The 11,934-nt window shown below is 67.9% G+C and carries 11 protein-coding genes; 10 read left to right on the top strand and 1 reads right to left on the bottom strand.

All coding sequences use genetic code 11. The features are described from left to right. Positions 1-54: 54 nt before the first annotated feature. From FOZ70_RS14920 to FOZ70_RS14960, 9 genes are all read left to right on the top strand, one after another. Positions 55-2,415 carry a DNA polymerase III subunit gamma/tau gene (locus tag FOZ70_RS14920; protein ID WP_219706183.1) on the top strand — a complete coding sequence of 787 codons (2,361 nt, stop codon included), beginning with the start codon at positions 55-57 and terminating at the stop codon, positions 2,413-2,415. Between the two features lie 92 nt (positions 2,416-2,507). Beyond that, complete coding sequence (locus tag FOZ70_RS14925; RefSeq protein ID WP_006482124.1) at positions 2,508-2,834, top strand: YbaB/EbfC family nucleoid-associated protein; 327 nt, start codon at positions 2,508-2,510, stop codon at positions 2,832-2,834. Between the two features lie 31 nt (positions 2,835-2,865). Next, a complete protein-coding gene (gene recR / locus FOZ70_RS14930) occupies positions 2,866-3,462 on the top strand; it encodes a recombination mediator RecR (RefSeq protein WP_006478665.1) in 597 nt (198 codons plus the stop codon). A gap of 48 nt (positions 3,463-3,510) precedes the next feature. After that, a complete protein-coding gene (locus FOZ70_RS14935) occupies positions 3,511-4,716 on the top strand; it encodes a CaiB/BaiF CoA-transferase family protein (RefSeq protein WP_027787226.1) in 1,206 nt (401 codons plus the stop codon). A 222-nt stretch (positions 4,717-4,938) separates the two neighbouring features. Then, positions 4,939-5,700 carry a 5'/3'-nucleotidase SurE gene (gene surE, locus FOZ70_RS14940; RefSeq protein ID WP_021164242.1) on the top strand — a complete coding sequence of 254 codons (762 nt, stop codon included), beginning with the start codon at positions 4,939-4,941 and terminating at the stop codon, positions 5,698-5,700. Beyond that, positions 5,697-6,629 carry a protein-L-isoaspartate(D-aspartate) O-methyltransferase gene (locus FOZ70_RS14945; RefSeq protein WP_219706184.1) on the top strand — a complete coding sequence of 311 codons (933 nt, stop codon included), beginning with the start codon at positions 5,697-5,699 and terminating at the stop codon, positions 6,627-6,629. Before surE ends, FOZ70_RS14945 begins: the two co-directional genes overlap by 4 nt. Before the next feature lie 5 nt (positions 6,630-6,634). After that, positions 6,635-7,519 (top strand): peptidoglycan DD-metalloendopeptidase family protein, encoded by an 885-nt coding sequence (locus FOZ70_RS14950; RefSeq protein WP_048021090.1) that lies wholly within the window; start codon positions 6,635-6,637, stop codon positions 7,517-7,519. An 11-nt stretch (positions 7,520-7,530) separates the two neighbouring features. Further along, positions 7,531-8,619, top strand: coding sequence for an RNA polymerase sigma factor RpoS (gene rpoS / locus FOZ70_RS14955; protein ID WP_048021092.1), 1,089 nt, complete (start codon positions 7,531-7,533; stop codon positions 8,617-8,619). A gap of 3 nt (positions 8,620-8,622) precedes the next feature. After that, on the top strand, positions 8,623-9,399 hold the full coding sequence (locus tag FOZ70_RS14960; RefSeq protein ID WP_219706185.1) for a 3'-5' exonuclease: 777 nt from the start codon (positions 8,623-8,625) through the stop codon (positions 9,397-9,399). A gap of 30 nt (positions 9,400-9,429) precedes the next feature. Here FOZ70_RS14960 and FOZ70_RS14965 read toward each other — a convergent pair whose 3' ends face one another. Next, entirely contained in the window at positions 9,430-10,284 is an 855-nt protein-coding gene (locus FOZ70_RS14965) for an endonuclease/exonuclease/phosphatase family protein (protein ID WP_060126931.1), read from the bottom strand. A 212-nt stretch (positions 10,285-10,496) separates the two neighbouring features. On the opposite strand from FOZ70_RS14965, the gene rlmD reads away from it, so the two are divergent. Next, positions 10,497-11,894 (top strand): 23S rRNA (uracil(1939)-C(5))-methyltransferase RlmD, encoded by a 1,398-nt coding sequence (gene rlmD / locus FOZ70_RS14970; RefSeq protein ID WP_081052719.1) that lies wholly within the window; start codon positions 10,497-10,499, stop codon positions 11,892-11,894. Positions 11,895-11,934 lie beyond the last annotated feature (40 nt).

An 11,934-nucleotide genomic window follows, 5' to 3' on the forward strand; every position in this document is an offset into this window, starting at 1 on the left:
TTTCGCACCGTTTCGCGTGTCGGCGCGACGCAGCGTTACTGATACAATTTCCCGATGACCTATCAAGTTCTCGCACGCAAGTGGCGTCCGAAGGATTTCGCTTCGCTCGTCGGCCAGGAGCACGTCGTCAGGGCGCTCACGCACGCGCTCGACGGCGGGCGTCTCCATCACGCCTATCTGTTTACCGGAACCCGCGGTGTCGGCAAGACGACGCTGTCGCGGATCTTCGCCAAGGCACTCAACTGTGAAACCGGCGTCACGTCGCAGCCGTGCGGCGTGTGTCGCGCCTGTCGCGAGATCGACGAAGGGCGTTTCGTCGATTACGTCGAGATGGATGCCGCGAGCAACCGCGGCGTCGATGAAATGGCCGCGCTGCTCGAACGCGCCGTGTACGCGCCCGTCGATGCGCGCTTCAAGGTCTACATGATCGACGAAGTGCACATGCTGACGAATCACGCGTTCAACGCGATGCTGAAGACGCTCGAAGAGCCGCCGCCGCACGTCAAGTTCATCCTTGCGACGACCGATCCGCAGAAAATTCCCGTCACCGTGCTGTCGCGCTGCCTGCAGTTCAACCTGAAGCAGATGCCGGCCGGGCATATCGTGTCGCATCTCGAACGGATTCTCGGCGAAGAGCACATCACGTTCGAGCCGCAGGCGCTGCGCCTGCTCGCGCGTGCCGCGCAGGGCAGCATGCGTGACGCGCTGTCCCTCACTGACCAGGCGATCGCCTATTCGGCAAACGAGGTGACCGAGTCGGCCGTGTCGGGCATGCTCGGCGCGCTCGACCAGACTTACATGGTGCGTCTGCTCGACGCGCTTGCCGCGGGCAGCGGCCCGGAAATCCTTGCGATTGCCGACGAGATGTCGCTGCGCAGCCTGTCGTTCTCGACCGCGCTTCAGGATCTCGCGAGCCTGCTGCACCGGATCGCGTGGGCGCAGTTCGCGCCGGGCTCGGTGCTCGACGAATGGCCCGAAGCGGGCGATCTGCGCCGCTTCGCGGAGACGCTGAGCCCCGAGCAGGTCCAGTTGTTCTATCAGATCGCGACGGTCGGCCGCGCGGAACTCGGCCTGGCGCCGGACGAATACGCCGGTTTCACGATGACGCTGCTGCGGATGCTCGCGTTCGAGCCGGCTGTGGCGGCCGGCAGCGCGCCGGGCGGACAGCCGTCCGTGCCGCGAGCGGTGCCGGGTCCGCGCGTCGCGGCGGCATCGGCTGCCGTGGCGAAGCCGGCATCCGCCGCACCCGTCGAGGCAGCGCGGCCGCAGGCTACGGCAACGGCTGCGCCAGCGGCGCCGGTTGTGCGTGCGGCGCCGGCACCGGCTGGCGGCGAAGCAGACCAGCCGGCCGAGAAGCCGGCTGCCGTCCCCGCATCCGCGCTGGCCCCGGTTGATGAGCCGGTCGTCGAAACGCCGCAGCCGCGCGTGGCCGCAGTACCGCAAGCGGAGCCGGCCAGCGAGAGGCCGACACCCGCCCGCGATGAACCCGAGCCGCCGGCTGCGGTTGTCCAGCGAAGCGACACGCCGGCTGCGCCGGCCGAACCGGTGCCGCGCGCTGCGCCGCCCGAGCCCGCCGCCCGTCCGGCAGCGCGTTCCGGGGGAGCTGCCGCCGCGCTGGACGTGCTGCGCAATGCGGGGATGCGCGTGTCGTCCGACCGCGGTCGCGCAGGCGCCGCCGCGAAACCGGCCGCCCAGCCGGCCGCCGAGAGGCCCGTCGCGCCGCGTCCCGCCGCCGTACAGGTACCGACGCCGCGCGCGGCGGCCCGTGCGCCGCAGGCAGCCGATGCGCGTCAGGCCCCGCCGCCGTGGGAGGACATCCCGCCGGACGAATACGTGCCGCTCAGTGCCGACGAGATGTTTGGCGGCCCGCCCGACGACGGCTTCGTGCCGGTATTCGACAGCGGCCCCGACGATGTGCGCGTGACGCCGAAGCCGGCGGAAGCCCGCCCGTCCACTCCGGTCGACACGCGTCCGCTGCCGCCCGCGATCGCGCTCGATCCAGTCGGCTTCGACGGCGAGTGGCCGGCGCTGGCCGCGCGGCTGCCGCTCAAGGGCGTCGCGTACCAGCTCGCGTTCAACAGCGAGCTGACGGCCGTCGATGCGACTACGTTGAAACTTTCAGTGCCGGTGCCGCAATATGCGGACGCTGCGCAGGTGGCGAAGCTGAAGGCCGCGCTGGCCGATGCGCTCGGCAAGCCGGTCGAGGTGGCCGTCGAAGTCGGGCCTGCCCGGCGTACGGCGGCGGCACTCGATGCGGCTGCGCGCGCGGCGCGCCAGCGTGAGGCCGAGCAGGAGATTCACGGCGATCCGTTCGTCCAGCAGCTCGTGCGCGACTTCGGTGCGCGCATCGTCGAGGGTTCGGTGCGCCCGCTGGCCGACGCGGCGCCGGACGGCCCGCCGCCGACGCTGCATTGAACTGAGCGCCCCGCGACAGGCACAATCACGCCCACACATTGGCCGGCACGCGCCGCGTGCCGGTGTTCACACGATCAAGAAGGAGTATTCCCATGTTGAAAGGCAACCTCGCCGGACTGATGAAGCAAGCGCAGCAAATGCAGGAAAACATGAAGAAGATGCAGGAGCAGCTTGCACTGATCGAAGTCGAAGGGCAGTCGGGCGCCGGCCTCGTCAAGGTGACGATGACGTGCCGCAACGAAGTGCGTCGCGTGTCGATCGACCCGAGCCTGCTCGCGGACGACAAGGACATGCTCGAGGATCTCGTCGCGGCTGCGTTCAACGACGCCGTGCGCAAGGCCGAAGCGACGTCGCAGGAAAAGATGAGCGGCATGACGTCCGGCCTGCCGCTGCCCCCGGGCTTCAAGCTGCCGTTCTGAACGCGGCGTCCGTGCCACTTTTTGCCGCCGTATGAAACAGCCGTCCGCCCTGTCCGCTCTCGTCGAAGCGTTGCGCGTGCTGCCCGGTGTCGGGCCGAAATCCGCCCAGCGCATGGCGGTCCACCTGATGCAGCACGATCGGGAGGGTGCGGAGCGGCTCGGCCGGTCGCTGCTGTTCGCGACCGAGCACCTGCAGCATTGCGAGAAGTGCAATACGTTCACCGAAGCGCAGATCTGCGAGGTCTGCAGCGACGAAGAGCGTGATCCGACGCTGCTGTGCGTCGTCGAGACGCCCGCCGACCAGATCATGCTCGAGCAGACGATGACTTACCGCGGGCTGTATTTCGTGCTGATGGGCCGGCTGAGCCCGCTCGACGGGATCGGCCCGAAGGAAATTCATTTCGACCGCCTCGTGCGGCGCGCGTCCGACGGGGTCGTCAAGGAGGTCGTGCTCGCGACCAACTTCACGAACGAGGGCGAGGCCACCGCGCACTACCTCGGCCAGACGCTGAAGGCGCGCGGGCTCGCGGTCACGCGCCTCGCGCGTGGCGTGCCGGTGGGCGGCGAGCTCGAATATGTCGACGCGGGCACCATCGCCCGCGCGATGCTCGACCGCCGCACGATGTAAGCCGGGCGCCGCCGGTCGGCGGCGCCGTTCCTCATGCCAGGGAGACACATGAGCACCAGCCAGGGCCCGCTCGCGGGCGTCAAAGTGCTCGAATTCGGAACATTGATCGCGGGGCCGTTCGCGTCGCGGCTGTTCGCCGAATTCGGCGCGGAAGTGATCAAGATCGAGGATCCGAACGGCGGCGACCCGCTGCGCAAGTGGCGCAAGCTCCATCCGGAGCAGGGCGGCACGTCGCTGTGGTGGTCCGTGCAGGCGCGCAACAAGAAATCGGTCACGCTCAACCTGAAGGCCGACGCCGGCAAGGCGATCGCACGGCAACTCGCGCGCGAGGCCGACATCGTGATCGAGAATTTCCGCCCGGGCCTGCTGGAAAAGCTCGGGCTCGGCTACGACGTGCTGTCGGCCGAGAACCCGGGCCTCGTGATGGTGCGCCTGTCCGGCTACGGGCAGACGGGCCCGTACCGCGACCGGCCCGGTTTCGGCGCGATCGCCGAATCGATGGGCGGGCTGCGCCACATCACCGGGTATCCCGACCTGCCGCCGCCGCGCATCGGCATCTCCATCGGCGATTCGATCGCCGCGCTGCATGGCGTGATCGGCGCGCTGATGGCATTGCATCACCGCAAGGTCAACGGCGGCGCGGGGCAGGTGGTCGACGTTGCACTGTATGAAGCCGTCTTCAACATGATGGAAAGCGTGGTGCCCGAATACGGCGTGTACGGGATGGTGCGCGAGCGCACCGGCGCGTCGCTGCCGGGTATCGTGCCGTCGAACACGTATGCATGCCGCGACGGCAGCATCGTGATCGGGGGCAACAGCGACCCGATCTTCAAGCGGTTGATGAAGGCGATCGAGCGCGACGACCTCGCCGACGATCCCGCACTCGCGCAAAACGACGGGCGCGTGCCGCGCACGCAGGAGATCGACGACGCGATTGCCGCATGGCTCGCGCCGCGCACGATCGATGAAGCGCTCGTCGTGCTCAACGCGGCCGACGTGCCTGCCGGGCGCATCTACAGCGCCGCCGACATGTTCACCGATCCGCAGTTCGTCGCGCGGCAGATGATCCAGCGCTTCAAGCTGGCCGACGGCACCGACATTCCGTTGCCGAACATCACGCCGAAGCTGTCGGACACGCCGGGCGAAACGCGCTGGCTCGGGCCCGAACTCGGCGAGCATACCGACGAGGTGCTGCGCGGCCTCGGCTACGATGCGCAGGCGATTGCCGCACTGCGCGACGCCGGCGCGATCTGACCGCCCGTGGGCCTGTCGCCTCGCGCCGGGCTCCCCGAAGGGCATGTTCCGCAAGCGAGCGCCGTTGGTGCTGGAAAACCCGGGGCGGCGGGGCGTTTTCCTGAGCGTGCGGAACGCCGCCGCGCAACGCGCCGGTGCAGCGTGTACGGTTGCCCGCAACCGTCCTTCCGCAGTCGCCGGACTGTCGCTCTCGCGCCATCTTTCCTCGGTTACAATCGCCGGATGCGAATCCTACTCAGCAACGACGACGGCTATCTCGCCCCCGGTCTCGCCGCGCTCAGCGACGCGCTGCAGCCGCTGGCCGAACTCACGGTGATCGCGCCCGAGCAGAACTGCAGCGGCGCGTCGAATTCCCTCACGCTGTCGCGGCCGCTGTCGGTGCAGCGCGCAGCGAGTACGGGTTTCTTCTACGTGAACGGCACGCCGACCGATTCGGTGCACGTCGCGTTGACAGGGATGGCCGACGCCAGGCCGGATCTCGTCGTTTCCGGGATCAACAACGGCCAGAACATGGGCGAAGACACGCTCTATTCGGGGACAGTTGCAGCCGCCACCGAAGGCATCATGTTCGGCGTGCCGGCCATTGCGTTCTCGCTGGTCGACAAGGGCTGGGCCCATCTCGCGGACGCCGCGCGCGTCGCCGCGGAGATCGTCGAGCACTCCCTCGCGCATCCGCTGCCGGGGCAGCCGCTGTTGAACGTCAATATTCCGAACCTGCCTTACGACGAACTGAAAGGCTGGAAAGTCACGCGTCTCGGCAAACGTCATCCGTCGCAGCCGGTGATTCGCCAGATCGACCCGCGCGGCGAACCGATCTACTGGATCGGTGCGGCGGGCGAAGCGCTGGACGCCAGCGAAGGCACCGATTTTCATGCGGTGGCAAACGGTTTCGTATCGATCACGCCGCTGCAGCTGGACCTCACGCATACGCAGATGCTGCCCGCGACGCGCGAATGGGCGCGCGCCGGAGGGCGGGCTTCATGAGCGGCGAGCGCGCGAAGCGGTTTCCGCTCGCGCTCGAAGATCTCAAGCGAGCGCCCCGCAAGTCGGAAGGTCGGGCCGGCGAACGCCATGCGGCGGTCGCGGCATCGAAGGCCGCCGACAAGCCCGCGGCCGTGCTGAAACCGGTTGCGGTGAAAGCCGCTGCCGCGCGCACGGCCACGCCCGGTTCCCCCGCCGCGAAGCCCGCGACCGCACCGAAGCCGACCGCGCTGAAGCCCGCGATGCCGAAGCCGGCCGCGCCGAGCGTTGCGCCGGCCGGCGCGTTCGCGCTCACGTCGGAACGCGTGCGCGAACGGATGGTCGAACGGCTGCGCGCGAACGGCGTGACCGACGCGCGCGTGCTGGACGCGATGGCCGCGGTGCCGCGCCACCTGTTCGTGGATCCGGGGCTGGCGACGCAGGCCTACGAGGATTCCGCGCTGCCGATCGGCCACCAGCAGACCATTTCAAAGCCGTCCGTTGTCGCTCGCATGATCGAGCTCGCGATGGCCGGCCGCACGCTCGAGCGCGTGCTCGAGATCGGCACGGGCTGCGGCTATCAGGCCGCCGTGCTGAGCCACGTGGCACGCGACGTGTATTCGATTGAACGCATCAAGCCGCTCTACGAGCGCGCGAAGCTGAACCTGCGGCCGCTGCGCGTGCCGAACATCCGTCTGCACTACGGCGACGGGCGTGTCGGCCTGCCGTCCGCGGCCCCGTTCGACGCGATCGTGATCGCGGCGGCGGGGCTCGACGTGCCGCAGGCGCTGCTCGAGCAGCTCGCGATCGGCGGGCGCCTTGTCGCGCCGGTCGGCGCGCAGAGCGGGCAGCACCAGGTGCTCACGCTCGTCGAGCGCGTCGCACACGCGCAATGGCGGGAGTCACGGCTTGATCGCGTTTTCTTTGTCCCTTTAAAATCCGGAGTAATTTGAAACCGATGAGTATGTTGCGCGCGATGCAAAACAACCGTTCCAGGGAACCGCTCACGCTCGCCCAGCGCGCGATCTGCGTAGCTGCGTTCTCCACGCTACTGGCCGCCTGTGCGACGCGGCTCGACAACGCGCCCGTCGTCGATCGCTCCGGTTCGCTCGGCACGACTGCCGCCGCGCAGCCCGCGGTACCGCTTCCGCCGGCGCCGCCGGGTTACTACCGGGTAAAGCCGGGCGACACGCTGTACCGGATCGCACTCGAAAACGGGCAGAACTATCGCGACATCGCCGCGTGGAACAACCTGGCGAACCCGAATCAGATCGAAGTCGACCAGCTGCTGCGCGTGTCGCCGCAGGCCGGTGCCGCTGTTGCGGGCACGCAGGTCGCCGCGCCGATCGCGGGCGCCGCCGTCGCTACCGCGCCGCTCAGCAGCGGCCCGGCAACGCCGGCCGCCGGTACGTCGTCGGTCGCGACGCCGCCTGTCGCGGCGGCCGCATCGAGCGACACGGCAGCTGCGCCGAGCGGCCCCGTGACGTTCGCGTGGCCCGCGCGCGGCCCCGTGCTGAACGGGTTCGACGACGCGAAGAACAAGGGCGTCAATATCGGCGGTACGGCCGGCGAGGCCGTGAAGGCGGCAGCCGATGGCCGCGTCGTTTATTCCGGCAATGGCCTGCGTGGCTACGGCAACCTCATTATCATCAAACACGATGCAACTTACCTCACGGCGTATGCACACAATCGCGCTTTGATGGTAAAAGAGGGGGACGCGGTGACGAAGGGGCAGAAGATCGCCGAGATGGGTAACAGCGATTCCGACCGCGTGATGCTGCATTTCGAGGTTCGCCGGCAGGGTAAGCCTGTCGATCCGCTGAAGTATTTGCCGCCTCAATAACCGAGACGACCATGCCGAAATCGAAGCGCCACGAGCCGCAAGCCGAGTCTGAGAAGATCAGTCGTGCCACGCAAGCATCGGTGGGGCGAGCGGGTGCTTCGACGGACGACGAGGACGACAACGCGGATAACGAACGCGATCTCGAGGCGCGCGACGCCGAGGCGGACGGTGGCGACGACGAGCGCGAAGGCCGGCCCGAGGCGTCGCCCGACGTCGACGATTTCCGCACGCTGCTGCAGGCCGAACTCACGGCCGACACGATCCAGCATTACCTGAACCGCATCAGCGTGAAGCCGCTGCTCACCGTCGAGGAGGAGCAGCGCTATTCGCGTCTGGCCAAGGCCGGTGAATTCGAGGCGCGGCAGGTGATGATCGAGCGCAACCTGCGCCTCGTCGTCAGCATCGCGAAGGGATACCTGAACCGTGGCGTGCCGCTGCTCGACCTGATCGAGGAGGGCAACCTCGGCCTGATGCATGCGATCGAAAAATTCGACCCGACGCGCGGCTTCCGTTTTTCGACCTACGCGACGTGGTGGATCCGCCAGAGCATCGAGCGGGCGATCATGAACCAGGCCCGCACGGTGCGCCTGCCCGTGCACGTGATCCGTGAACTGAACCAGGTGCTGCGCGCGAAGCGCCACCTCGAAAAGAATTCGATGTCGACGGGCGAGGCGGCCGAGCGCCGCGAAGCCAGCATCGACGACATCGCCTATCTCACCGGCAAGACCGCCGAGGAAGTCACCGACATCCTCGCGCTCAACGAGCACACGGCGTCGCTCGACGCGCCGCTCGACCTCGATCCCGCGAGCAGCCTGCTCGACCTGCTGCCCGACGACCAGAGCCAGTCGCCCGACGCCGAAGTGCAGCATCGCGAACTCGAGACGCTCACTCGCGCGTGGCTGTCGCGGCTGTCCGACAAGCACCGCCACGTGATCGAGCGCCGCTTCGGCCTGAATCACATCGAACCGGCGACGCTCGAGGAGCTGGCCGACGAGATGGGGCTCACGCGCGAGCGCGTGCGCCAGATCCAGCAGGAAGCGCTGGTGCGCCTCAAGCGGTTTTTTGCCTCCAACGGCGTGCGCAAGGACGCCGTTCTGTAACTGATGACTCCGATTCTTGTTTTTGACATCGAGACGATTCCCGATGTCGACGGCATTCGCCGTCTGGAAGACCTGCCCGCGACGCTCGACGATGCCGCGGTGGCCGAACATGCGTTCGCCGCGCGCCGCGAGAAGACCGGTGGCGATTTCCTGCCGCACCACCTGCAGCGCATCGCGGCGATCTCGTGCGTGTTCCGTGACAACAACGGGTTTCGCGTACGCTCGCTCGGCACGCCGCAGGACAACGAAGCCACGCTGATCCAGTCGTTCTACCGCGTGATCGAGAAATACACGCCGCAACTGGTGTCGTGGAACGGCGGTGGCTTCGATCTGCCGGTGCTCCATTACCGCGCGCTCGTGCACGGCATTCCCGCGACCCGCTACTGGGATCTCGGCGAGGACGACCGCGAATTCAAGTGGAACAACTACATCTCGCGTTACCACTCGCGGCATACCGACCTGATGGATGTGCTCGCGATGTATCAGGCGCGCGCGAACGCGCCGCTCGACGCACTCGCGAAGATGTGCGGCTTTCCGGGCAAGCTCGGGATAGACGGCAGCCAGGTGTGGCCGGCATTCCTGGACGGGCGGATCGAGGAAATCCGCAACTATTGCGAAACCGACGTCGTCAATACCTACCTGCTGTATTGCCGGTTCCAGTTGATGCGCGGCGGCCTGACGCCGAGCGAGTATGCGGACGAGATCCTGCTCGTGAAGAACTCGCTTGCACAGGAGCCGGCGTCGCACTGGGCCGAATACCTCGCCGGCTTCACCGCGTAGCGCGGGTGGGGTGCGCCGAGGCCGGCGCGATCAATCGAGTTCGAGCAGCACCGGCTGGTGATCCGATGCGCGGACGTCGCCGTCGATTTCGCAGCGCATCACGTGCGGCAGCAGCGTATCGGTCACGAATACGAAGTCGCACGCGAGCGGCCCCTCCGACCATTGCGCCGTATCGTAGACACCCGCCGTCGGCGGTGGCATCCGGCCGGGGTGCCGGGCGACCCATGCGTCGACGAAGCGCGGCGCGTCTGCGATCGGCGCCAGGAATCGACAATAGGCATCGCTGCCGAACGCGCTGTTGAAATCGCCGCAGACGATCGCGTCGCACGGCTGGCCGGTCGCGCTGAACGGCCCCTCGGCGGTTTCGGCGGGCGCTGGTCGTGCAGCGTGTGCGCAGGCCTCTCGGTGCCGGTCGCGCAGCGCGTCGACCTGGGCGAGCCGCTGGCGCGCCGAATAGTATTCCAGATGCGTGGTGACCACGCGCAGCGGTCCGAAGGGCGCCTGCAGCTCGACGTCGAGCGCGACGCGCGGCATCGACGGCGCGCCGGCGTCGGCCGGCCACGGCAGCAACTGGCGGAGCACGCGCCCGACCGGCAGCCGGGTCGCGATCGCATTGCCGAACTGGCGACGCGGTGCACCGGCTTCGATCGGCGGCAGGTCGGCGCCGATCGCTTCGACGATCGTATGGCCGGGCAGCAGCGCCGCGAGTTCGGCGAACTGGTCGGCGCCGGGCCGGCCGGGCAATGCGCCGAAGCCGCGCGTGACCTCCTGCAGGCACAGCACGTCGAAGTCGCCGAGCCCGCGGATTGCCGCGACGGTGCGCGAAAGATCGACGACGCCGTCCGCGTCCCGACCCCATTGGATGTTCCAGTCGATCAGTCGCATGGTCGAATCTCCTGACGGGTGGATTCCAGGCCCGGGGGAGGCGCCCGCTCGGCTTCGCCGCGCCCGCCCGGGCGGAGTTGCGTCCCTGGCCATTCCGGCGCAATGTCGTGCGGTCCATGCTCAAGTATGGACGCCTGCCTCATGCAAAGCGGGCGATGCGGGCCTTCGTCGTCTACAATCTCGCCTTCTTCAACGTTTGTCAGGAAAAGCTGGTGTCCGAAGCCGTCCCCACTTCTGCGCGCAAATCAAGAAATGCGCCCGTCGCGCCCGGAATCGCCCCGGTTCTCGAGATCGAATCGCTCGACATGGAAGCGCGCGGTGTCGGCCGCACGATCACCGAGGACGGCGAGCCGGGCAAGGTCATCTTCGTCGAGGGCGCGCTGCCGGGTGAGCGCGTGACCTATTCGAGCTTCCGCCGCAAGCCGAGCTACGAGCAGGCGACGGTTGTCGACATTCTGCGCCCGAGCGTGATGCGCACGAAGCCGAAATGCGCGTTCTTCGGCACCTGCGGTGGCTGCTCGATGCAGCATCTCGACATGCGCGCACAGGTGGCGGTCAAGCAGCGCGTGCTCGAAGACAACCTGTGGCACCTGGCGAAGCTGCGCGCGGAAACGATGTTCGCGCCGATCCACGGCCCGTCGTGGGGCTATCGCTACCGTGCACGCCTGACCGTGCGCAACGTTGCGAAGAAGGGCGGCGTGCTGGTCGGATTTCATGAGAAGAAGAGCAGCTACGTGGCCGACATGACGAGCTGCGAAGTGCTGCCGCCGCACGTGTCGGCGATGCTGGTGCCGCTGCGCCGGCTCGTCGAAGGGCTGTCGATTCGCGATCGGATGCCGCAGATCGAGCTCGCGGTGGGCTCGGAAGTCACGGCGCTCGTGCTGCGTGTGCTGGAGCCGATCAACGCGGACGACGAAGCGCTGCTGCGCGCATTCGCGGACGAGCACAAGGTGCAGTTCTGGCTGCAGCCGAAGGGCCCCGATACGGTGACGCCGTTCTATCCGCTCGACGTGTCGCTCGATTACACGCTGCCGGAATTCGGTATCCGCATGCCGTTCAAGCCGACCGACTTCACGCAGGTCAATCATCAGATCAACCGCGTGCTGGTGGGCCGTGCGCTGCGCCTGCTCGCGCCGTCGCGCGACGACCGCGTGCTCGACCTGTTCTGCGGGATCGGCAACTTCACGCTGCCGCTTGCGCGGCTGTCGCGCGAGGTGATGGGCATCGAGGGCAGCGACACGCTGACGACGCGCGCACTGGCGAACGCGCGCGAAAACGGTGTCGACGGCCACACGACGTTCGCGTGCCGGAACCTGTTCGAAGTGACGGGCGACGACATCCGTGCGCTCGGCGCATTCGACAAGTTCCTGATCGACCCGCCGCGCGAAGGCGCGCTCGCGGTATCGAAGGCGCTGGCCGAGATCGCGCAGAGCGGTGAAGGCCCGCTGCCGAAGCGCATCGTCTATGTGTCGTGCAACCCGTCGACGCTGGCGCGCGACGCGGGCCTGCTCGTGCACGAGGCCGGCTACCGCCTGAAGGGCGCCGGTGTCGTGAACATGTTCCCGAATACGTCGCACGTCGAATCGATCGCGCTGTTCGAGCGCGACTGAGTTCCGGGCGGCGGACGTAAAAAAACCGGCCCGCGGGCCG

The organism is Burkholderia sp. COPS, from assembly GCF_019425585.1.
Classification (GTDB): Bacteria; Pseudomonadota; Gammaproteobacteria; order Burkholderiales; family Burkholderiaceae; genus Burkholderia; species Burkholderia cepacia.